Genomic DNA, 21,930 nt, shown 5'->3' with positions numbered 1-21,930 from the left:
GAGGAAGCAATGACCGACCTTCCCGATGACGTTGTCCTGTCCGTCGAAAATCTCTCGATCGATTTCCGGCTGCGCACCCATATCCTGCATGCCGTCGAAAATGTGAGCTTCCAGCTCAATCGGGGCCAGACACTTTGCCTCGTTGGTGAGAGCGGCTCCGGCAAGAGTGTCACCGCCCGCTCGCTGCTGCAGATCGTCGACAGCGCCGGACGCGTCGTCGGCGGCCGGATCCTGCTTCGCAATGGCAGCGCCATTACCGATATCGCGACGTTTTCACCTGCCAGCAGCGCCATGCGGGCAATTCGCGGCCGACGCATCGGCCTGATCTTCCAGGAGCCGATGAGTTCCCTGTCACCGGTCCACACCATCGGCTCGCAGATCGTCGAAGCCGTACGCCTGCACAGCAACCTCGACAAGGCGGCGGCGCGCGCCCGTACAGTCGAACTGCTGCGCCAGGTCGAAATCCCGAATCCCGAAAAGATGGCCGATCGCTATACGTTTGAATTCTCGGGCGGCATGCGCCAGCGCGCCATGATCGCCATGGCACTTGCCGGCAATCCCGATATCCTGATCGCCGACGAGCCGACGACGGCGCTCGACGTCACCACCCAGGCTGAAATCCTCGATCTCATCAAGCGCCTGCAGGTGGAGCGTGGCATGGCGATGCTGCTTATCACCCATGACATGGGCGTGGTCGCCGAAGTCGCCGACGAGGTCGCTGTCATGCGTTTCGGAAAGATCGTCGAGCGCGGCCCGGTCGACCCGATCTACCACGCGGCCGAACATCCCTATACGCGCCAGCTCCTCGCCTCGACAGTCAAGCTCACCCATCACGTCGAAGGCAGGTCGCCGGCAATCGCGCTGTCGGCTGAGGCGCCGAAGCCGATGCTTTCGGTGCGCAATCTCGGAAAGACTTTTGGCTGGCACGGCAACGCCAACACGCTCCGTGCCGTCGACGACGTCAATTTCGATCTCTATCCGGGCGAAAATCTCGGCATTGTCGGTGAAAGCGGCTCCGGCAAGACAACGCTCGGCCGGCTCATCCTGCGCACTGTCGAACCGACCACTGGCAGCGTCATCTACCGCGGCAAGGGCGGAGAGGAGGTCGAGGTCACGAAGCTCGGCAAGAAGGAACTGCGCGGGTTCCATCGCGAGGTACGGCTGGTCTTCCAGGACCCCTTCGCCTCGCTCAACCCGCGAATGACGGTAAAGGAGGTGATCGGCGATCCCCTCATCGTCAACGGGCTCGCCAAGGGCAAGGCGCTGGAACAACGGGTCGCCGAGCTCATGCGGCTTGTCGGTCTCGATCCATTGGGCATGGAGCGTTATCCGCATGCGTTCTCCGGCGGTCAGCGGCAGCGTATCGGCATTGCCCGCGCACTGGCGCTCGATCCGCGCATCATCATCGCCGACGAGGCGACATCGGCGCTCGATGTCTCCATCCGCAGCCAGATCCTCGATCTGCTGCTCGATATCCGCCAGCGCCTGAATCTCAGCTTCATCTTCATCTCGCACGACATTTCCGTGGTTCGCTACTTCTGCGACCGCGTCGCCGTCATGCATCGTGGCAGGATCGTCGAACTCGGCGAAGCCGAGCAGATTTGCACCGCACCGCGGGAAGCCTACACCAAGAGCCTCATCTCCGCCGTTCCCAATCCCGATCCGCGCGACAAGCGCATGCTGCACCGGCATCGCTTCATTGCGCCTGCCAATGCATAAGGACCTTCCAGTGCCGAAATTCTCCGCCAATCTCTCCTTTCTCTACCAGGACCTTCCCTTCCTCGACCGCTTTGCCGCCGCCGAAAAAGACGGCTTCTGCGCGCTCGAATATCTCGGTCCCTACGCCGAGCCGAAGGAGAAGGTCGCAGACGCCCTGAAGGCAAGCGGTCTGAAGCAGGCGCTCTTCAATGTGCCCTCCGGCGACTGGGCTGGCGGCGAGCGCGGCATTGCCTGCCTGCCTGATCGCATCGACGAATTCCGCAACGGCGTCACGCTCGCACTCGATTATGCCAAGGCCCTCGACTGCCCGCAGGTCAACGTCATCTCCGGTCTCGTGCCGAAGGGCGCCGATCCCCAACTGCTGGAGAGGGTTCTGGTCGACAATCTGAAATATGCCGCTGCACGCGCCGCTGATGCCGGCGTGAAGCTGCTGATCGAGCCGATCAACTTGCGCGACATTCCCGACTTCTTCCTGTCGACGACGGAACATGCCGAACGGATCCTCGACAAGGTCGGCTCCGGTAATCTCTACATCCAGTACGATTTCTACCACATGCAGATCATGCAGGGTGACCTGATCCCGACCTTCACGCGGCTGCGCGACAGGATCGCGCATGTCCAGATCGCCGACAATCCCGGCCGCAACGAACCGGGCAGCGGGGAGATCAACTACCGTTTCATCTTCTCTGAACTCGACCGCCATGGCTACGATGGCTGGGTCGGCTGCGAATACAAGCCGAGGGCCGGCACCAGCGAAGGCCTCGGCTGGATGAAACCCTATCTCGAGTCAGCCGAAGTGGACATGATATGAATATCGGATTTATCGGACTGGGTGTCATGGGCCGCCCGATGGCGGAGCACCTGATCGATGCCGGCCATACGCTGCATCTGAGCCGAGTGAAGGAAAACTCCCAAAAGCTCGTCGCCAGGGGTGGCAAGTCCGCAGCCAGCGCAAAGGCGGTGGCGGAAGCCTCCGACATCGTCATCCTCATGCTGCCGGATACGCCCGATGTTGAGGCGGTGCTTTTCGGTCCAGACGGCGTGGCATCCGGCCTGAGCGAGGGCAAACTCGTCATCGACATGAGCTCGATCTCGCCGGTGGCCACCAAGGCTTTTGCCCGTCGCATCGAGGCACTCGGCTGCGACTATCTCGACGCGCCCGTTTCCGGCGGCGAAGTCGGCGCCAAGGCCGCCTCCCTGACGATCATGGTCGGCGGTCAGCAGCATGTCTTCGAGCGCGCTCGACCGCTGTTCGAGAAGATGGGCAAGAATATAACATTGATCGGTGGTGTCGGCGATGGCCAGACGGCCAAGGTCGCCAACCAGATCATCGTCGGGCTGACAATCGAGGCGGTTGCTGAAGCCCTGCTATTTGCCCGGTCCGCCGGTGCCGATCCGGCCAAGGTTCGCTCTGCTCTGATGGGTGGCTTTGCTTCCTCACGTATCCTCGAGGTACATGGCGAACGCATGGTCACGGAAGCCTTCGAGCCGGGGTTCCGCATCCGTCTGCACCGCAAGGACATGACACTGGCCGTCGACGCTGCCCGCGCCCTTGACCTCTCGCTACCGAACACCGCTGCAACGCAGCAACTGATGAACGCCGCGATTGCCAATGGCGACGGCGAGCGTGACCATTCCGCCCTCATCCGAACGCTCGATCTTCTTGCCGGAGGTCCGCGCTAAAGGAACCGCTCAAAACCAACCCCGGACATCATTGTCGTTTGCCCTGACCGGAGCGGGTCTCCGGACGCCGAAGGCATGTCCGGACGTGATTGAAAAGGACAGGACAATGCTCAGAAACGATATCCAGTTCCCTTATGGCGCCGTCTATTTCCGCAAGTCCAACCCGCCCCCCGAAGATTGGGAGCGCGACTACACGACGGCCCGTGAAGACGGCCTCAATATCTTCCGCCACTGGTTCATGTGGAGCGCGATCGAAACCGCACCCGGCATCTACGACTGGGAGGAATACGATCGCCAGATGGACCTTGCCGCAAAGAACGGCATCAAGACGGTCATTGCCGAACTGATCCATGCCGTGCCCGACTGGGCGGTGCGGAAATACGCCGATGCGCTTCAGGTCAATGCCGACGGCACGAAACTCGGATCCTACATGGGCGTCTCGGCGGCAACCGGCGGCTTTTCCAACAATGGCGGCGGCGCGGGCGCCTTGACGCTCAATTGCCCGGAGGTGAAGGAAGCGGCCGGCAAATTCCTGACGGCGCTTGCCTCCCGTTACAAGGATCATCCAGCGATCTACGGATACGATGTCTGGAACGAGTGCAACTATTCCGCCGATGTCGATTACAGTTCCTACGCCAAGGCTGCCTTCCGCATCTGGCTGGAGAAGAAATATGGCAGCCTGAAAGTGCTGGCGAAGGCGTGGAATCGCTATAGCTATGCCGATTGGGCGGATATCGAGCCGCCGGCTCATATGGCGCCCTACCCCGAATGCATCGACTGGCTGCAGTTCAAGCGCGACAATTTCTACGACCAGATGCAGTGGCGCATCGACACCATCCGCGCCGTCGATCAAATGAACGTCGTCGCCGCACACGGCATCTCCGGCTCGATCCCCAACATGGCGTCGAACGGCTGCGACGACTGGCTTGCCGCCTCCAAGGTCGAGGTCTACGGCTTCACCTGGATCCAGGCCCGCAAGGGCACTGAGCCCTGGAAGACCTGGTACGGTGTTGACATCAACCGGGCCGCGGCCCGCGGCAAGCCCTTCTGGCACGCCGAGCGTCAGGGCGGGCCGCTCTGGCTGCAGCCCCAGGTGATCGGCCGCGACAAGGAGGACGGCCGGGTTGCCGAGCCCGAGGATATCCGCATCTGGAGCATGACCTCGCTTGCCGGAGGCGCGCGCGGCGTGCTCAACCTGCGTTGGCGCCCACTGCTCGACGGTCCGCTGTTCGGCGCCTTCGGCGCCTATGGCATGGATGGTTCGCGCACGTCCCGCTCGGACATGCAAAGCGCCATGGCAAAATGGGCGAACGACCCGGCGCGGGCCGCTCTCTGGGAAGCCAAGCCTATACGCGGCGAGATCGGCATCCTCGTCGTGCGCGAGACCCAGGAATGGGATTATCTGCTGAATTACGACCGCAAGGAAAAGCCCTATCCGGAGGCCATGTGGGGCGCCTATCGCGCCTTCCTCGACAGCGGACTCCAGCCGGACTGGGTACACATCGACGATATCGACGCCTATGATTTCCTCTATTTCCCCTACCCCATCATGTTCACCGCGAAACAGGCGGACCAAATGAGAGCCTGGGTGGAAAAAGGCGGTACGCTGATCGCCGAGGCGTGTCCCGGTTATTTTGGCGATCGCGGTCGTGTGGGCACCGTGCAACCGAACCTTGGCCTCGACGCGGTCTTTGGTGTGCATGAGGAAACAGTCGAGTTCATGCCCGATATCGGGGACCGCATCCATTTCGACATGGACGGCCTTGCGGTTGACGGCGGCGGCCTTCTGCAATCCTACCGCCTGACCGGCGGTACCGGCCGCGGCCATTTCACGGACGGCCGCCTTGCCATCGTCGAGAACAGATACGGCAAGGGCCGAACGCTGTTGATCGGTACCAATCCCTCGGTCGCCTATTACCGCACCGACGGAAAGAAGAACGGCGCATTCTTCGCCACCCTGCTGGCCTGGAGCGGCCGCGCGAAGCACGTGACACTCGATAACAGCAATCTTTTTGCCAGAGTACACAAGGGTGAGAAAGGCAGCTTCCTCTGGCTGGTCAATCCAACACGGACATCTCAGTCAACGAGAGTGAAGCTCGCCGAAGGCCTGGGCCAGCCCGACTTCGCCGGACCTGTCTGGCCGGTCGACCAAATCCATGGTGACGGCAATATCGAGGTAGCGGCTCGTGACGTGTTGATCCTGCCTCTCCGTCCGAATTCCGTTTCGCAATGGTAGCCGGGTCATTGGCTGCCGCGGGTCGGCCAGCAGTTCGAGGAAGTCGCACGGTGGGCCTGTTGTATATCGGCCCATGACGATATTGCCCCCGCGTCCTTTCGCTGGTCGGAAGGACGCGCCGGTGCCCTATCGAACATCTGCGCGATCGCCGTCCTTCTCTACGACCTATAGTCTGGCGCCGTCACATCAAGTCTGCGCTTGAGGCTTTCCAGGTGCAAGCGGGCACTTTCTGGGTCGCCTTCCCGCATCTGCTTTGCAGTGGCAGCGGCAATTTCCGGCTTCACCGGCAGCAAGGGTCGTCCTGTGCTCATGGCCTTCAACTGAGCCTCCGCCGCCCGCTCGAGATAATAGAGATCGTCCCAGGCCTCCGCGATGTTAGGCGCGCAGACCATGACGCCATGGTTTTTCATAAAGAGAATATCCTTGTCGGCAAGAACGGTTGCCAGACGATCGCCTTCCCGCTCATCGAGCGCAAGACCGTGATAGTCCGTGTCAACCGCGGTGCGTCCATAGAACTTCAACGCGGTCTGTCCGGCCCAGACAAGCGGTTCCCCCTCGATCATGCTGAGCGCCGTCGCGTTTGGCATATGGGTGTGAAATGCCGCGCCAATGCGCGGCGCCATCTTGTGCAGGCGGGCATGAATAAAGAAGGCCGTCGCCTCCGGTTCACCGTCGCCGGACAGCACATTGCCGTCGAAATCACAAATCAGGAGACTGGAGGCGGTTGCCTCCTCGAAGGCCCAGCCGAGCCGGTTGACAAGAAAGAGGTCGGCATGTCCCGGCACGAGAGCGGAGAAATGATTGCATATCCCCTCTTCGAGGCCATGCCGTGCGGCTGCCCTCAGACAGGCGGCCAAATCCACACGCGCCTGCCATACCTCCTGGGCGTCGAGGTCGGTGTTTCGCAGTATTGCCGGTGCGGATTGTCCGCGCTTGAGTTCATGGGCCATGACAAAATCTCCCTAAAAATATTGGCCCTATTCCATCCAGCCTGCGGCGGAAAGCAAGTCGGGAAGCTCGTCAAGTCGGGCAATAATTGCGTCCGGCGCGTAGTCGGCAAGCGGCTTGCGGCCGGTTCCGCGGTCGACCCATACCGTTCTGAAGCCAAGCTCCCTCGCCGCAGCGAGATCGAGATGAGGGCTCGCACAAACATGAACCAGTTGTTGCTTTTCGACGCCAAGCTCTTGCCAGGCATATTGGAATATCTGTCTTGTCGGCTTGTAGGCTCCGGCCTGCTCCGCCGTGATCACCCGATCGACCCAACCGCCGAGTTGCGCGACATTTCCGGCTATGATCGCATCGTCCGTATTGGAGATAATGGCAAGTTTGAACCCCGCCGCCTTCAGTCTGGCCAATGTCTCAACCACCTCTGGAAAGGGCGGCATGCGGCTGATGGATGAGGTGAGAAGATCCGCGTCGCCGGGCGATACCTCGAGGGAGAATTCCTTCATCGCGAGCGCAAGTGCGGCCGCGCTTACATCTTGGAACGAACGGTGTGGGCGCTCCGTCTCGAGCCGATGCTCGTGCCGGTCGTACACGGCAATGAAGGCATCCCGGTCGATTGATTGCTTATTTCCCGCGAGAATCCTGTCCATTGCCGCAAGCAACCCTTCGTCCCACTGGATGAGGGTGCCATAGCAATCGAAGGTCAGCCATTTCGGGTGCGGTCCTGAAAGTGTCATCTCGGTCTCCTGGTTGTTTCCAAGCAGGATTGACATCTGGCGCGATCATTTGGAAATTAAATGTCACCATATTTATTATTGGAAACTCAAATGAGCTTCGGTTTCGATCTCGACCTTCTGCGCACTTTTGCCGCCGTCGTCGAGACAGGCGGGTTTACACGGGCGGCTGAGCGTGTTCACCTCACGCAATCAACGATCAGCCAGCAGGTCAAGAAGCTCGAGACCAATCTTGGACGCACGCTTCTCATCCGCGACCGCGCCTCGGGCCGTGTGCGAACGACGGAGGAGGGTGAACTGCTGATGAGCTACGCCCGGCGGATACTGTCGATCTTGGCGGAGGCAGACGAAGCTCTGGGCCGCTCGGTCCCGGTTCCGAAGACCGTGCGGCTCGGCGTTCCGGAAGACTTTGCCGGGCGGCGGATGATTGACCTGCTCTCCGGCTTTGCGCGGACCACTTCACATACGAGGCTCGATACGATCAGCGGCTGGAGCTTCGAGTTGCGAAGGCTTCTTCAAGCGGGAGAGCTCGATCTAGCCCTTATCAAGCGCGAGCCGGGCGATGGTAGCTGTATTGCCAAGTGGGAGGAACCGCTAAGTTGGGTGGGTAGCCGAACCCTTTCCGGCGGGACCGATCCGATTCCGCTTGCGGTGTTCCCACCCGGGTGCATCTATCGCGAAAGGGCCATCCGGGCAATTGAGGAAAGCGGACGACGTTGGCGTATCGCCTATTCGAGCCAAGGCCTGATGGGAGTTCAGGCGGCCGTTGCATCCGGCCTCGGCATCAGCTTGCTTCCGGTCGATGCGATACTGCCCGAGCATCAGCCGTTGAACGGTGCTGACGGTTTTGCGCAGGAACCTGCGTCCGAACTTGCGCTGATCGCGGCCACAAGGAAGCTGGAACCGGCGGTCAAGGAGACGGCCGATTTTCTGATAGTGAACCTGACCGCGCTGAGGCGAAGCTCCAAAACGCCCATCGCCCGCGTGAATTGATTTCGGCCCTGATTGCTGTGAGCACACACAAGGCCGTTTCGCAATGACCAAAACCCCGGCAACGTCGCACTTTGCTGCGCAGGATCGAAGAGGTTTCAACTAGCAAACAAGCTCGAACACCTCGATCTGTTCGAAACGACCCTTGGCTTGCGCCAGTCCAAGAGACCGAAAACGGAATGCATCCCCCGCCTTTGCGGTGATCGCCCTGCTTGCGAGGATAGAGGTGCCGAACTCCTTGTTCATGCCTTCCAGACGGGACGCCACGTTGACCGTGTCGCCCATAGCTGTGTACTGGCGACGGGTCTGGGCACCAACACTGCCGACAACCGCCGGCCCGGTATGAAGACCGAACCGGGTGATGAATTCCGGGCGCCCCGAGGCCCGGTTAGCCATATTGAATTCGTCGATCGCCGCCTTTAGTGCCAGGGCGCAACGACAGCCGTTCTGCACGTGTTGAGGATCCGGCACCGGTGCGTTCCACATGCCGAAAATCGAGTCACCCAGATATTGGACGATAACTCCGTTGTGCTGCTCCACGATATCGTTCATCAACTGAAAATAGGACGAGAGCAGCGCAGTAACGCTTTCCGGGGAATACTGCTCAGAAATTGTCGTAAAATCCCGGATGTCGGTAAAAAGCAGGGTGACGTCCTGACGCGAGGCAACCGCGGTTTCGACTTTCCCGGCGCTGACGATCTTGCGTACAAGTTCCCGCGGCACATAGAGAGAAAAATTACGGATCGCGTCACGTGCTGCGGCAAGTGCGTTTGCGAGAATGTTGATCTCGGCGATCATGGAGCGGTATGCTCCCTGTCCCTTGAAATCCAGATCCCCAATTTGCCTGGCTTCGGCAGCCAGAGAAAAGAGCGCATTGCTGATGAGCCGCGCGACGACGAGCGCTGCCACAATACCCGCAACAAGGACACCACCGGCAATCATCAGCGTCTTGATCAGCAAGCGGTTGCTTGGACCGACAAAATCGTCGACAGGTGCCGCAATGACGAGCGTGTTGCCCTTGAGCAGGCCGGAAAACTCGACCGGCGAGATCTGGGCCATGTATGGCAGCCCCGCAACCGAAAAATGCGCCACGCCTCCCCTGGTGCCGGCTTCCGTCAGCAGCAGTTGCCTGACTGCGTCGAAAGCCGGATCCCCTGAATACGGTGCAGCAACTTCATCGCGCGACGTATTGGAGAGCGTTTCGAGGATTACTGCCATGATCGTCGGGTCAGAGTGGACGATCAGGCGCCGGTGATCGTCGAAAACATAGCCACGTGCATGTGCCGATATTGCTTCCTCGTTAAGCAGGCTGCTGATGGTTTCCAGAAGCACGTCTGCGCCCGCCACGACGCGCCTGTCCTTTTCCATCGGCGTGGCGAGCGTCAGGCTCAGTGACTGCGTCGCGGCGGTGACATACGGGCCAACCGAGGCGGGCCCATCTTTTGCAACGGCAGCGCGATACCAGAGCCGTTGCCGAGGATCGTAAGTCACGTTTTTGCTGTCGCGCTCGGCGAGCAGGTTGCCGTTGACATCCAGGAACCGCCAGGCGGACGTCATCCCTTCAGCGGATTGCCCAATGGTGATCAGCGCAAATGCTGTGCCGGACGGTGCTGAAAGGACTTGGCTCCATTTCGGATTGGTGAGGACACTGGCTGCCTGAATAAAGGAACCGTCCGGATAGCCGGCATACAAGCTGTCCAGTTTTGGTGACCCCTGCAGCGCCTTCAGCAGGAAGTCGCGCTTTGCGTCGAGCTCCGCCGGCGGCACCGATACCATTGGTGCCAGGGCGGAGCTTGTCTCAATGGCGGAATAGCCGCTGTCGAAGACGCTGCGATAGTGATCGAGCGCATGCAAGCTCAACAGCCGCATCTTCTCCTGCGCGGCATCGATCGCGGATGACCGCCCATGTTGGTATGTAAGCCACATCAGCGGCGTGCAGACGCTTACGAGCAGGAGTACGATCACGATGCTGAGGTGCAGGCGTAGCGGCTGGGACCAGGGCATCTCGGGATCGCTTCGCGAGGAAGACACTTTCACTTCCTCCACCTCAGGCCAACCTTTCTAAATCCTGTCGTGTCTTTGCCCTTGGCCATTTCTGAGGTCGCCGTATCCGTTTCACGGCCTTATCTTTCACCGATTTCGGGCCTGAGCAAGATGGATCGGCCACAGCTTCTCAGGCGTTCTTCGCTGTGGCGAATGTTATGCTCGCGTCACTCACATTAGCAACGTGCGAATAGGCTGCCTGACCGGCTGCCGCCACATCTCCACGCATGATCGCCGTCACGATGACATCGTGCTCGTCATAGGATTTGGCCAGGCGGCCGGGCAGGCGGAACTGCGCCCGGCGGAACGGTGCCAGTCGTGCGCGGGTTTGCGTCGCCAATTCGAAGATGTGCTCGTTATGGGCCCCACGATAAAGGCGAGTGTGAAACTCCGTGTTGTGCGCAGCATAGCCTTCTTCGGCTCCAGCGTGCACCAGTTTTGCCGAGGCCCGATGCTCGAGTTCGAGGGAGCGCCGCTCATCGACAGTCATGCGTTCGGCCGAGAGCCGTGCGCAGATGGCCTCCAATTCCGACATCGCCTCGAACATCGAATGCAGATAAGTCTCCGTCAGGTTCGCGACGACGGCACTGCGGTTGGGCTCACGATCGACCAGCCCCATGGCGCCAAGTTCGCGCAGCGCCTCCCGGACCGGCGTGCGGGAGACATCGAAGCGGGCGGCCAACGAGATCTCATCCATCCTCTCGCCGGGAACGAAAAGGCCGGTCACAATCATATCCGCGATGGCGCGAACCATCTGCTCGACGGTTGTGCCCGCCCTGATTACCTGCCTGCGCTTGATCTCTGTCACGATCCTGATTCTTGCTGCGTCAACTGCATACAGATGCGGCCAGTTGGCGTACAAGTCAATTATCTTCTTGTTTCTAGAGGCATTGCGTTGCCCCAGCGAGCTTTTGTGAAGGGCCAGACGACAAGGCGGATGAGTGAATAGTAATCAAAGACTAATTTTTGGTCATTATTGCAGGAAAACTGCATACAGTTTGGACAAGCAAAACAGTGCGGCTAATATTGGTGCGATAATTCAATTACTTAGAATATGGCACGGTCATTGCATACACTTTTCTGCAACGTTTTTTTGAACCGGCCCTGGCCGCAAGGAGCATTCCGATGACCAAACTCCTTTCCATGAACCGCCGCCACTTTCTGCAGGTTTCCGCCGCCGGAGCACTCGCCTTGACGCCAGGCCTGCTGTCGGGCCGCGCTCTCGCCCAGACCGCACTCACCGTCGGCTTCATCTATGTTGGCCCCAAGGACGACTACGGCTACAACCAGGCCCATGCCGAAGGGGCGGCGGCGCTGAAGGCCCTGCCGGGCGTTACGATCGTTGAAGAAGAGAATGTCCCCGAAACCGTCGATGTCCAGAAGACGATGGAGTCGATGATCAACCTCGATGGCGCGACACTGATCTTCCCGACGTCGTTCGGCTACTTCGACCCGCATATGCTGGCGATGGCGGCAAAGTACCCGGATGTGCAGTTCCGCCATTGCGGCGGCCTCTGGCAGGAGGGCAAGAACCCTGCAAACACGGGGTCGTATTTCGGCTATATCTTCCAGGGTCAATACCTGAACGGGGTCGCGGCTGGCTACACGTCGAAAAGCAAGAAGCTCGGCTTTGTCGCGGCCAAGCCCATTCCGCAGGTGCTGCAGAACATCAACGCCTTCCTGCTCGGGGCACGCTCGGTCGATCCGTCGATCACCTGCCAGGTCATCTTCACGGGCGAATGGTCGCTTGCCGTCAAGGAAGCCGAAGCGACCAACGCGCTGATCGACCAGGGCGCGGATGTTATCACCTGCCATGTCGACAGCCCGAAGGTCGTTGTCGAGACGGCAGCCGGTCGCGGCGCCTTCGTCTGCGGCTACCACGCAAACCAGAGCCCGCTGGCTCCTGAAAAATATCTGACCGGCGCCGAATGGGCGTGGGGCAACGTCTACACCGATTTTGTCAAGAAGGCCCAGGCCGGCGAGAAGCTCGGCAATTTCGTGCGCGGTGGCCTCAAGGATGGCTTCGTCAAGATGAGCCCGCTCGGACCTGCCGTGCCAGCCGAAGGACGGACGAAGTTCGACGCAACGCTCGCCGAAATGATGACCGGCAAGTTCTCCGTCTTCAAGGGGCCGATCAAGGACAACAAGGGCAACGTCGTCGTCACGCCCGACAAGAGCTATGCCGAAGATGCCATCGAGCTCGAGAGCATGGCGTATCTCGTGGAAGGCGTCGTCGGATCCACGGCCTGATCCGGAGGGAGAAGCGTCATGACAGTCGAGGCGAATACCTCCGCAATAGCCATCGCTTCCCAACGATCGTCCGTTGTTAGACCCATCCTTGAGTGGGTCGCACGGCGCGCAGAGCCTGTCGTCATCAGTTGCGGCGCGATCCTGATCGGGCTGGCGCTCTTCTCCATCTTCATTCTCGTGATCGGCAAATCGCCGGTCACCTTGTTCCAATTGATGTACACAGGCGGCTTCGGCAGCTGGTTCTCGATCCAGAACAGCCTCAGCCGGGCCGCCCCCCTTCTCCTGACGGCGCTTTGCGTCGCCTTGCCGGCGCGTCTCGGGCTCGTCATCATCGGCGGCGAGGGCGCGGTCGTATTGGGTGGCGTTGCTGCGGCGGCGGCCGCATTGCCGTTCGTCGGAACGCTGCCCGCCTTCCTTGTTCTGCTGCTGATGGCGGCGGCGGCGATGCTCGTCGGCGGCATCTGGATCGGTCTTGCAGGCTTCCTGCGGCACTATCGCGGGGTCAACGAGACCATTTCCTCGCTGCTGCTCGCCTATATCGCCATCGCCCTCATGAACCAGTTCGTCGAAGGACCACTGCGCGATCCGGCGAGCCTTAACAAACCCTCCACCACCCCCCTGCCCGCCGAATACATGCTCGGCAAGATACCCGGAATGGATGTGCACTGGGGGCTCGCAATCGGCGTCGTCGCCTGCATCATCTCGTGGGTGCTGATCGAGGTCACGAGCTATGGCTTCGCGGCGCGCATCGCCGGCGGCAATGTTCGCGCCGCGCAGATACAGGGGTTGCCGGTCGGCCGCCTGATCGTCGGCTTCACGGCGATCGCCGGCAGCTTCGCCGGTCTTGCCGGCATGATCGAGGTCGCCGCCGTCCAAGGCAGCGCCAATACCTCGCTGGCGGCAGGCTACGGCTATACCGGCATCCTCGTCGCCTTCCTGGCGCGGCACAATCCACTGGCGATCATTCCGGTCGCCATCCTGCTTGGCGGCATCGATGCGTCGGGCGGCCTCATCCAGCGCCGCATGGCCTTGCCTGACGCAACGGTCCTGGTGCTGCAAGGAACGCTCTTCGTCGTCATCCTCTTTTGCGAGACCTTCTACGGTCGCTTCAAGATCTTCAATCCCGACCTCTGGAAAAGGAGCCCATGATGGAAGCGAGCGGCATCGGCATCTGGGGTGTACCCCTCGCCATCTTTGCGGGCGCGATCCGCGTCTCGACACCCTTCATCTTCGTCAGCCTCGGCGAGACCATCACCGAACGCTCTGGCCGCATCAACCTTGGCCTCGAAGGTACGCTGGTCTTCGGGGCCATGACGGCCTACGCGGTCGCCGTGCTTACCGGCTCGCCCTGGCTCGGCGTGCTGGCGGCCATGGGCTCCGGAACCGTCTTCGGCCTCGTGCACGGATGGATCTGCAAGTGGCCGAAGGTGAACGACATCGCGATCGGCATCGCCATGATGCAATTCGGGCTGGGACTGGCCTTCTTTCTCGGCAAGCCCTTCATTCAGCCGGCAGCACCGCATCTGCCGTCGATCCCGCTCGGTGCGTGGTCCAATCTTCCGCAGGTTCAGGCGGCACTGAACATCAATGTGCTCTTCATCGTGGGCGGCGCGCTGGCACTCTTCCTGTGGTGGGGGTTCAAGAACACCCGTGTCGGTCTCGTATTGCGCGTTGTCGGCGACAGCACCGATGCGGCGCGGGCGATGGGGATCAATCCGGATCGTGTCCGGCTGCTCGCCACCGGCGTCGGCGGGTCGCTCGCCGCCTTGGGCGGGGCCTATCTCTCGCTCTACTATCCCGGCTCCTGGAACGAAGGCATTTCTTCCGGACAGGGCCTGATGGCGGTGGCGCTGGTGATCTTCGCGCGCTGGAACCCTATCGGCTGCTTCCTGGCCGCCCTTCTCTTCGGCGGTGCGGGCGCACTGGGTCCTGCCTTGCAGTCGGTCGGCGTCACGCAGGGCTACTACCTGTTCTACGCGGCTCCCTACGTGCTGACGCTCGCCATCCTCATTGCCACGTCCTCACCAACACGTTCGCTTGCCGGTGCCCCCGGCGCATTGTCGCTCACGAAATAGGGGATCTGCCATGAATGGTCTCGGCGGCCTTAACAAATCCGAACATGGCGTCGGTATCGGCCTGGTCCAGCTTCAGCTACCCGTTACGGTCACCAGGGAGGACCTTGCAAGGCAGACAGAGGTTATCGTCGACCTCGTCGGCAAGGCCCGTCGCAACCAGGCAGGCATGGATCTCGTCGTCTTCCCCGAGTATGCGCTGCATGGCCTGTCGATGGACATCAATCCCGAGATCATGTGTTCGCTCGACGGGCCGGAGGTTGCTGCCTTCAAGAGAGCCTGCCGCGAAAACCGCATCTGGGGCTGTTTCTCGATCATGGAATTCAATCCGGATGGGATGCCGTACAATTCGGGCATCGTCATCGACGACAGTGGCGAACTGAAACTCCATTATCGCAAGATGCATCCATGGGTGCCGGTCGAGCCCTGGGAGCCTGGCAACTTCGGCATTCCGGTGATCGAGGGACCGAAAGGCGCGAAGCTCGCACTGATCATCTGCCATGACGGGATGTTTCCGGAGATGGCCCGGGAGTGCGCCTACAAGGGCGCGGAGATCATGATCCGGACAGCGGGCTATACCGCTCCGATCCGCGACAGCTGGAAGTTCACCAACCAGTCAAACGCCTTCTGCAATCTGATGGTGACCGCCAGCGTCTGCATGTGCGGTTCGGACGGCACGTTCGACTCCATGGGCGAAGGCATGATCTGCAATTTCGACGGCACGATCATCGCCCACGGCACGTCCGGTCGCCCGAACGAGATCATCACCGCCGAGGTCCGGCCTGACCTGGTGCGTGAGGCGCGGCGCAGCTGGGGCGTCGAGAACAATATCTACCAGTTCGGCCATCGCGGTTATGTCGCCGTCGCCGGCGGCGCGGGGGACGCGCCTTACAGCTACATGCACGATCTCATCGCGGGCCGGTACCGGTTACCCTGGGAAGATGAGGTCAAGGTCGTCGACGGCACGTCCTGCGGCTTCCACAAGCCGGCGCGGCGCTATGGCGAAACTTTCAAACTTGCGGGCGAATAGGAGAAGACGATGGATGCGATTGTCGAAAACAAGGGACGCTACATCAATGCCGATCCCTATGCCTGGCCCTACAACGGCGCGCTGAGGCCGGACAACACGGCGCTCGTCATCATCGACATGCAGACGGATTTCTGCGGTCCAGGCGGCTACGTGGATCATATGGGCTATGATCTTTCGCTCGTGCGCGCACCGATCGAGCCGATCAAGAGGGTCCTTTCGGCCATGCGCGCCAAGGGCTATCACATCATCCACACCCGGGAGGGGCATCGGCCCGATCTCGCCGACCTGCCGGCGAACAAGCGCTGGCGCTCGCAGCGTATTAACGCTGGCATCGGCGACGCCGGCCCTTGCGGCCGCATCCTCGTTCGCGGAGAGCCGGGCTGGGATATTATAGATGAGCTGAAGCCGATCGAGGGCGAGACGATCATCGATAAGCCCGGCAAAGGCTCTTTCTGTGCCACGGATCTGGAGTTGATCCTCAACCAGAAGCGGATCGAGAACATCATCCTGACAGGCATCACCACCGATGTCTGCGTTCACACGACGATGCGCGAGGCCAACGATCGCGGCTTTGAGTGCCTGCTGCTCGAGGATTGCTGCGGCGCCACCGACCATGGCAATCACCTCGCGGCCATCAAGATGGTGAAGATGCAGGGCGGCGTATTCGGATCTGTGTCCAACGCGGCTACCCTGATCGAGGCCCTTCCCTGATGCCCTCCTTGCGTGCTCATGTCTTTCGCGTCCCGGCAGGCAGTCCGGACGATGTCTCCGGTGTCGAAGCCCTGTTTGCCGGCCGAATTGACGCTTCCGACGTGGTCGCCGTGCTTGGCAAGACCGAGGGCAACGGCTGCGTCAACGACTTCACCCGCGGCTACGCCACACGCAGCTTCGAGCGGCTGTTCGATGAACAGAATGTGGAAGGCGTCTCAATCGTCATGTCCGGCGGCACGGAAGGCGCGCTCGCGCCTCACTGGACCATCTTCACGCGCAAACAGGTCGAGGAGCCTGGAGAAGGGGCTCTGGCAATCGGCGTGGCGCGCACCCCTGCCCTGCCGCCTGAACAACTCGGTCGCTGCGAACAGGTCCGCATGGTGGCGGCGGCGGTTAAAGCCGCCATCCGGGATGCCGGGATCGAGGACACCGCCGATGTCCACTTCGTACAGATCAAATGCCCGCTGCTGACCTCTCAGCGGATTGCCGATGCGGAATCAGCCGGAAAGACGACGGCGACGCGCGATACGCTGAAATCAATGGCGCTGTCACGCGGCGCGTCGGCACTTGGCGTTGCCGTTGCACTTGGCGAGGTGGATATCGACGCCATCGACGACAGTGACATCTGTAGCCGCTTCGATCTCTATTCCCGATGCGCCTCGGCTTCTTCAGGCGTCGAGCTCTTGGATCATGAGGTCATTGTACTCGGCATGAGCGCAAAATGGTCCGGGCCTCTCACCATCGACCATGCCGTCATGCGGGACGCGATAGACACTGGATCCGTCCGCGCTGCCTGGGATCGTCTGCCGGCGGAAGGAAGGCTCGCGGCCGTGCTGGCCAAGGCCGAGCCGGACCCGTCCGGTCACGTTGGTGGCAAGCGCCATACCATGCTGAACGACTCCGATATCGCCGGCACACGCCATGCCCGCGCGTTTGTGGGCGGCGTGCTCGCCGGCGTCTTCGGCATGACCGACTTATACGTATCGGGCGGTGCCGAACATCAGGGACCGCCAGGTGGCGGGCCGGTCGCAATTATCGTCGAAAAAGGAGACCTGAAGTGAGTATCGTACGCGACACGCCTCTTCCCCAGGCTGGCAAGGCCGTCGGCATCCAGACGCTCGACATGACGATGCGGTTTGCCAGCTTCACGGCGCTCGACCACGTATCGATCGATATCCCGGCCGGAACCTTCCATGCGCTCCTCGGCGAGAACGGCGCCGGCAAGTCAACGCTCGTCAAGTGCATCATGGGCTTCTACCATCAAACCTCGGGTTCGCTCTCGGTCGATGGGCGCGAAGTGGCGATCACCTCTCCCAGGGATGCGGCAACCTATGGGCTCGGCATGGTCTACCAGCATTTCACGCTGGTGCCGTCGCTGACGGGCGCCGAAAACCTCGTCATCAGCCGGGCTGCCGTGCCCGCGGTGATCAACTGGGCCAAGGAGCGCAGGGATCTTGCAGCCTTCATGGAGCACATGCCGTTCAAGATTCCGCTCGATCGCCCCGTCAGCGAGCTGGCCGCTGGCGAAAAGCAGAAGCTCGAAATCGTCAAGCAGCTCTATCTCGGCCGCAGTTTCCTGGTGCTCGACGAACCGACATCCGTGCTGACGCCAGCCGAGGCGGACGAAATGCTCGGACTGGTGCGCGGCATGACGGATCGCGGCGAGCTGACCGTGCTGATGATCTCACACAAGTTCCATGAGGTTACGAAGTTCGCCGACGCGGTTTCGATCCTGCGGCGCGGCAAGCTGGTCGGCGGCGGAGGGGTCGACCAGCTGTCGGCCGCAGAGATGGCATCGATGATGATCGGCGACGTCAAGCTCGCCCAGCTCGACACACGCGTGCCAGTGTCTGAGATGGCAAAGCCTGTTCTCAAGGTGGAAAAGGTCAAGGCACCGGATCGCTCGGGGTTGAAAACCATTGAGATCGAGACCCTGACGGTTCGCTCCGGCGAAATCGTCGGTATCGCCGGCATATCGGGCAACGGCCAGAAGGAGCTGACGGAGATCCTGGCCGGCCAGCGGCCGACCGAGGCGGGCAGCGTGCTTGTCAACGGCGACGCCTACGGCGCGACCCGGCCGGAGACGCGCCGGAACAATGTGCGCTTCATTCCCGAGGAGCCCCTGCACAATGCCTGCGCGCCCCGCATGACGGTCAGCGAGAATCTTGCCTTCCGTACATTCGATCTGAAAAACGACGGAAAAGATGCGATCTGGCTCAACAAGGGCAGGATGAAGAAACGCGCGACGGATCTGATCACCGATTACAAGGTCAGGACCGCTTCCTCCGCCTCGCCGATCGCAGCCCTTTCCGGCGGCAATGTGCAACGCGCGGTGCTGGCGCGTGAACTGACCGGCGAAGTCGATCTCCTGATCGTCGCCAATCCTTGCTTCGGCCTCGATTTCTCAGCTGTCGCGGAAATCCGCGCCCGCATCATGAGGGCGCGCAACTCCGGTGCGGCCGTGCTGCTGCTGTCGGAGGATCTCGACGAACTGTTGGAGATGTCCGACCGGATCATGGTCATCTCGGACGGCAAGCTGGTCTACGAAACCCCGGCGCGCGCTGCCGATATCTCGGTCATCGGCGCGCATATGGCAGGACATCACTGATGCCAGACATCAAGGCACAACCTTTTGCCTTTCCGGCCAGGCCCGACCAACTGGCGCTCATCGTCATCGACATGCAGCGTGACTTTGCCGAGCCAGGCGGTTTTGGCGCAAGCCTCGGCAACGATGTCAGCCGCATCACCAGGATCATTCCCGACGTCAAACGGCTGATTGAGGGATTTCGCGAGGCCGGCCTGCCTGTCATTCACACCATGGAGTGCCACAAGCCGGATCTTTCCGATCTGCCCCCCGCCAAGCGCAACCGCGGCGCTCCAACCCTTCGGATCGGCGATGACGGGCCGATGGGACGGATCTTGATTGCCGGAGAGGCTGGCACGGCGATCCTGGCGGAGCTTGCCCCCGTCAAGGGCGAAATCGTGATCGAGAAGCCGGGCAAAGGCGCATTCTACGCGACCGAACTCGGCGAGATCTTGAAAGCGAGGGGCATCAGCCAGCTTGTCTTTGCCGGCGTCACAACCGAGGTCTGCGTTCAGACGACCATGCGCGAAGCCAATGATCGCGGGTACGAATGCCTTCTCGCCGAAGAAGCAACCGAGAGCTATTTTCCCGAGTTCAAGGATGCCGCCATCGCCATGATCCGCGCCCAGGGCGGGATCGTTGGATGGACTTCACATGTGGACGACATATTGGAGGCGATTGGTCATGCCTGAGACGACACGCGAGCTTCTGACGCTAGGTGGCTGGAAAGAGCTAACTTTCTCTCCATTTCGTGAGGACGTTACGATCCACTGGATCCGACCTTTCGAAAACGATCAGCCGGGGGTCGCCCTTTTGAAATACGAGGCCGGAGCCTCCGTACCGCGGCATCGACACGAGGGGCTCGAAACCATCCTGGTCCTGGAAGGCACACAATCCGATGAGGCCGGCGACTATGGGCGCGGCAGCTATGTCGTGAATGCGGCTGGAACCGAGCATTCCGTCTGGAGTGACACCGGCTGCGTGGTGCTGATCCAATGGGATCGGCCCGTAAGGATACTGGAAGAGGAAATAGCATGACCGGCGCACCGGCTTTCGACATCGCATCGCTGCACGCATTCTACGCTTTGGGTGGAAGCCCCGACACGATCATTGGCCGGGTGTTTGCGCGCCTGGCCGAAGTCAACGATCCTGGTATCTTTCTTCATCTCTCAGATCGCGAAGCGCTGCTTGCCGAAGTGGAAGCGCTCGGTCCGTTTGATGCCGAGGCCAAGCCGCTCTGGGGCATCCCCTTTGCCGTGAAGGACAACATCGATGTCGCCGGCATGCCGACAACGGCTGCCTGCCCTGACTATTCCTATGTACCGGCTGTTGATGCGACCGTCGTTCGCTTGCTCAAGCAGGCCGGGGCCCTCGTCATCGGCAAGACAAACCTTGACCAGTTCGCAACAGGCCTCGTGGGCGTCCGCTCGCCCTACCCGATCCCTCGCAACGCCATCGACGCCAACCTCGTTCCCGGTGGCTCCAGCTCCGGCTCGGYCGTCGCCACCGCCCAAGGGATCGTCAGTTTCGCGCTCGGAACGGATACGGCCGGCTCCGGCCGTATCCCTGCAGGACTTAACAACATCGTCGGCCTCAAGCCGAGCGTCGGCGCCCTTTCGACGGCGGGTGTCATACCGGCCTGCCGCACGCTCGACTGTGTTTCCATATTTGCCCTTACCGTCGATGATGCATGGCGTGTCTTTGACACCACCGCGTGCTACGACGCGGCGGATGCTTACTCGAAGGATGTAGCCGCATCCGGCTATGGTTCTCTTCCGCCGGTCCTGAGCATCGGGGTTCCTTCAATGGCAGACCGCCAGTTCTTTGGCGACGCCCGCATGGAGGCTTCGTACGAGAGCGCGCTCGCGATGCTGACGATGCTCGGTCATCGCGTGGTCGAAGTGCCGTTCGAAGATTTCTACAAGGTTGCCAATCTGCTCTACGAAGGCGCCTGGGTGGCGGAACGCTATGCCGCGGTGAAGGCCTTCTTCGATGCCAACGAGGCAAGTTTCCATCCGGTCACACGCAAGATCTATGGTGGCGCGAAGGCGCTGAGCGCAGCCGATGCCTTCAATGGTCTCTACGCCCTTCAGGCTCTGAAGCAGACAGTGCAGCCGATCATCGATTCTGTCGATCTCTTCTGTGTGCCGACGGCCCCGAGGCACTATACGCTGGCCGACCTCGCCGCCGAACCGATCCGCGAGAACTCGCGGCTTGGGACCTATACCAATTTCGTCAATCTGCTCGATATGTGCGGGGTCGCCGTGCCGACTGGCAAGCGTGGCGACGGCCTCCCGGCGAGCGTGACCCTGCTGGCGCCGTCCGGCCGGGATGGCCTGGCGGCCTCCCTTGCCCGAGAGATCCACCAAGCAGCCGGTGTCAGTCTGGGAGCGACAAGCTGGTCTCTGCCACCGGCTTTTCCGAAACCGGCGAGAATTGATGAGGATGGGATGATCGATCTCGTTGTCGTCGGTGCGCATCTCTCCGGCATGCAACTAAACGTCCAACTGCGCGACCTCGACGCCGTGTTCTCTCGGCAGGCGCAGACATCGGATGCCTACAGGCTCTATGCCCTTGGCGGCCAGGTGCCCGCCAAGCCGGGGATGATCCGTGTTGAGGCCGGCAGAGGCGGCCGCATCGACGTGGAAGTCTGGCGCTTGACGCCCGCTGCCTTCGGGCAATTCGTGGCGGCAATACCCTCGCCGCTTGGAATCGGCTCAATCAGTCTGTCAGACGGAACTGTGGCTAAAGGCTTCCTTGTTGAGCCCGCAGGGATAACAGGGGCCACCGACATCACCAACTATGGCGGCTGGCGCAACTATGTGGCGGCGGACACCGACCGGAGAGCGCGAAGCGCAGGCTGATCAATCCCGGCAATTGTGGATCGCAGAGCCGGGGAGTTCTCACCATCTGTTACGGCAGCGCCAGCTGCC

The 21,930-nt window shown here is 61.2% G+C and carries 19 protein-coding genes; 15 read left to right on the top strand and 4 right to left on the bottom strand.

The window, feature by feature from the left end; all coding sequences use genetic code 11:
* Positions 1-9 precede the first annotated feature (9 nt).
* The 4 genes from AC1DE4_RS04630 to AC1DE4_RS04615 all read left to right on the top strand — a co-directional run bounded on the left by AC1DE4_RS04630 (position 10) and on the right by AC1DE4_RS04615 (position 5,638).
* Positions 10-1,719 (top strand): ABC transporter ATP-binding protein, encoded by a 1,710-nt coding sequence (locus AC1DE4_RS04630; protein ID WP_477880240.1) that lies wholly within the window; start codon positions 10-12, stop codon positions 1,717-1,719.
* A gap of 10 nt (positions 1,720-1,729) precedes the next feature.
* Complete coding sequence (gene otnI, locus AC1DE4_RS04625) at positions 1,730-2,530, top strand: 2-oxo-tetronate isomerase (protein WP_477880238.1); 801 nt, start codon at positions 1,730-1,732, stop codon at positions 2,528-2,530.
* Positions 2,527-3,402 carry a 2-hydroxy-3-oxopropionate reductase gene (locus AC1DE4_RS04620; protein ID WP_477880236.1) on the top strand — a complete coding sequence of 292 codons (876 nt, stop codon included), beginning with the start codon at positions 2,527-2,529 and terminating at the stop codon, positions 3,400-3,402. Before otnI ends, AC1DE4_RS04620 begins: the two co-directional genes overlap by 4 nt.
* Positions 3,403-3,508: 106 nt before the next feature.
* Positions 3,509-5,638 (top strand): beta-galactosidase, encoded by a 2,130-nt coding sequence (locus AC1DE4_RS04615; protein ID WP_477880234.1) that lies wholly within the window; start codon positions 3,509-3,511, stop codon positions 5,636-5,638.
* A 158-nt stretch (positions 5,639-5,796) separates the two neighbouring features.
* Here AC1DE4_RS04615 and AC1DE4_RS04610 read toward each other — a convergent pair whose 3' ends face one another.
* Positions 5,797-6,588 carry an aldolase gene (locus tag AC1DE4_RS04610; protein ID WP_477880232.1) on the bottom strand — a complete coding sequence of 264 codons (792 nt, stop codon included), beginning with the start codon at positions 6,586-6,588 and terminating at the stop codon, positions 5,797-5,799.
* Positions 6,589-6,615: 27 nt separating this feature from the next.
* Entirely contained in the window at positions 6,616-7,320 is a 705-nt protein-coding gene (locus AC1DE4_RS04605; protein WP_477880230.1) for a haloacid dehalogenase type II, read from the bottom strand.
* 90 nt (positions 7,321-7,410) lie between these two features.
* Between AC1DE4_RS04605 and AC1DE4_RS04600 the strand changes: the two genes are divergently transcribed.
* Positions 7,411-8,310: a LysR family transcriptional regulator gene (locus AC1DE4_RS04600; RefSeq protein WP_477880228.1), complete on the top strand. Its 900-nt coding sequence runs from the start codon at positions 7,411-7,413 to the stop codon at positions 8,308-8,310.
* Positions 8,311-8,409: 99 nt separating this feature from the next.
* Here the strand turns inward: AC1DE4_RS04600 and AC1DE4_RS04595 are convergent, their stop codons facing one another.
* Entirely contained in the window at positions 8,410-10,338 is a 1,929-nt protein-coding gene (locus AC1DE4_RS04595; RefSeq protein WP_477880226.1) for an adenylate/guanylate cyclase domain-containing protein, read from the bottom strand.
* Positions 10,339-10,480: 142 nt separating this feature from the next.
* Positions 10,481-11,158 (bottom strand): GntR family transcriptional regulator, encoded by a 678-nt coding sequence (locus AC1DE4_RS04590; protein ID WP_477880224.1) that lies wholly within the window; start codon positions 11,156-11,158, stop codon positions 10,481-10,483.
* 317 nt (positions 11,159-11,475) lie between these two features.
* On the opposite strand from AC1DE4_RS04590, the gene AC1DE4_RS04585 reads away from it, so the two are divergent.
* The 10 genes from AC1DE4_RS04585 to atzF are packed head-to-tail and all read left to right on the top strand — an operon-like array spanning position 11,476 to position 21,861.
* Entirely contained in the window at positions 11,476-12,600 is a 1,125-nt protein-coding gene (locus AC1DE4_RS04585) for a BMP family ABC transporter substrate-binding protein (RefSeq protein ID WP_169679782.1), read from the top strand.
* An 18-nt stretch (positions 12,601-12,618) separates the two neighbouring features.
* On the top strand, positions 12,619-13,749 hold the full coding sequence (locus tag AC1DE4_RS04580) for an ABC transporter permease (protein ID WP_477880221.1): 1,131 nt from the start codon (positions 12,619-12,621) through the stop codon (positions 13,747-13,749).
* The gene (locus tag AC1DE4_RS04575; RefSeq protein ID WP_477880333.1) at positions 13,749-14,675 is read left to right on the top strand and encodes an ABC transporter permease; all 927 of its coding nucleotides are present in this window, start codon (positions 13,749-13,751) and stop codon (positions 14,673-14,675) included. The genes AC1DE4_RS04580 and AC1DE4_RS04575 overlap by 1 nt, the downstream gene beginning before the upstream one ends.
* A gap of 10 nt (positions 14,676-14,685) precedes the next feature.
* Entirely contained in the window at positions 14,686-15,702 is a 1,017-nt protein-coding gene (locus AC1DE4_RS04570) for a formamidase (RefSeq protein WP_477880219.1), read from the top strand.
* Between the two features lie 9 nt (positions 15,703-15,711).
* Positions 15,712-16,413 carry a biuret amidohydrolase gene (gene biuH, locus AC1DE4_RS04565; protein ID WP_477880217.1) on the top strand — a complete coding sequence of 234 codons (702 nt, stop codon included), beginning with the start codon at positions 15,712-15,714 and terminating at the stop codon, positions 16,411-16,413.
* On the top strand, positions 16,413-17,474 hold the full coding sequence (atzD, locus tag AC1DE4_RS04560) for a cyanuric acid amidohydrolase (protein ID WP_477880215.1): 1,062 nt from the start codon (positions 16,413-16,415) through the stop codon (positions 17,472-17,474). Before biuH ends, atzD begins: the two co-directional genes overlap by 1 nt.
* Complete coding sequence (locus AC1DE4_RS04555) at positions 17,471-19,021, top strand: ABC transporter ATP-binding protein (RefSeq protein ID WP_477880213.1); 1,551 nt, start codon at positions 17,471-17,473, stop codon at positions 19,019-19,021. Before atzD ends, AC1DE4_RS04555 begins: the two co-directional genes overlap by 4 nt.
* Positions 19,021-19,689 carry a cysteine hydrolase family protein gene (locus AC1DE4_RS04550; RefSeq protein ID WP_477880211.1) on the top strand — a complete coding sequence of 223 codons (669 nt, stop codon included), beginning with the start codon at positions 19,021-19,023 and terminating at the stop codon, positions 19,687-19,689. Before AC1DE4_RS04555 ends, AC1DE4_RS04550 begins: the two co-directional genes overlap by 1 nt.
* Positions 19,682-20,035, top strand: a complete 354-nt coding sequence (locus AC1DE4_RS04545) for a cupin domain-containing protein (RefSeq protein ID WP_025658502.1) — start codon at positions 19,682-19,684, stop codon at positions 20,033-20,035. The genes AC1DE4_RS04550 and AC1DE4_RS04545 overlap by 8 nt, the downstream gene beginning before the upstream one ends.
* Entirely contained in the window at positions 20,032-21,861 is a 1,830-nt protein-coding gene (gene atzF, locus AC1DE4_RS04540; protein ID WP_477880209.1) for an allophanate hydrolase, read from the top strand. Before AC1DE4_RS04545 ends, atzF begins: the two co-directional genes overlap by 4 nt.
* The last annotated feature ends 69 nt before the right edge of the window (positions 21,862-21,930 follow it).

The sequence above is a fragment of the Rhizobium sp. 10N414 genome (assembly GCF_056394785.1).
The sequence above is the reverse complement of the archived record's forward strand: the minus strand, read 5'-3'. Positions and strand labels throughout refer to the sequence as shown.

Excerpts from the sequence above, each read along its gene's own strand:
- AC1DE4_RS04630 (WP_477880240.1), top strand. The coding sequence starts at position 10 with ATGACCGACCTTCCCGATGACGTTGTCCTGTCCGTCGAAAATCTCTCG.
- AC1DE4_RS04615 (WP_477880234.1), top strand. The coding sequence starts at position 3,509 with ATGCTCAGAAACGATATCCAGTTCCCTTATGGCGCCGTCTATTTCCGC.
- AC1DE4_RS04605 (WP_477880230.1), bottom strand. The coding sequence starts at position 7,320 with ATGACACTTTCAGGACCGCACCCGAAATGGCTGACCTTCGATTGCTAT.
- AC1DE4_RS04600 (WP_477880228.1), top strand. The coding sequence starts at position 7,411 with ATGAGCTTCGGTTTCGATCTCGACCTTCTGCGCACTTTTGCCGCCGTC.
- AC1DE4_RS04575 (WP_477880333.1), top strand. The coding sequence starts at position 13,749 with ATGGAAGCGAGCGGCATCGGCATCTGGGGTGTACCCCTCGCCATCTTT.
- AC1DE4_RS04580 (WP_477880221.1), top strand. The coding sequence starts at position 12,619 with ATGACAGTCGAGGCGAATACCTCCGCAATAGCCATCGCTTCCCAACGA.
- AC1DE4_RS04585 (WP_169679782.1), top strand. The coding sequence starts at position 11,476 with ATGACCAAACTCCTTTCCATGAACCGCCGCCACTTTCTGCAGGTTTCC.
- AC1DE4_RS04620 (WP_477880236.1), top strand. The coding sequence starts at position 2,527 with ATGAATATCGGATTTATCGGACTGGGTGTCATGGGCCGCCCGATGGCG.
- biuH (WP_477880217.1), top strand. The coding sequence starts at position 15,712 with ATGGATGCGATTGTCGAAAACAAGGGACGCTACATCAATGCCGATCCC.
- AC1DE4_RS04570 (WP_477880219.1), top strand. The coding sequence starts at position 14,686 with ATGAATGGTCTCGGCGGCCTTAACAAATCCGAACATGGCGTCGGTATC.
- AC1DE4_RS04550 (WP_477880211.1), top strand. The coding sequence starts at position 19,021 with ATGCCAGACATCAAGGCACAACCTTTTGCCTTTCCGGCCAGGCCCGAC.
- atzD (WP_477880215.1), top strand. The coding sequence starts at position 16,413 with ATGCCCTCCTTGCGTGCTCATGTCTTTCGCGTCCCGGCAGGCAGTCCG.
- AC1DE4_RS04610 (WP_477880232.1), bottom strand. The coding sequence starts at position 6,588 with ATGGCCCATGAACTCAAGCGCGGACAATCCGCACCGGCAATACTGCGA.
- AC1DE4_RS04545 (WP_025658502.1), top strand. The coding sequence starts at position 19,682 with ATGCCTGAGACGACACGCGAGCTTCTGACGCTAGGTGGCTGGAAAGAG.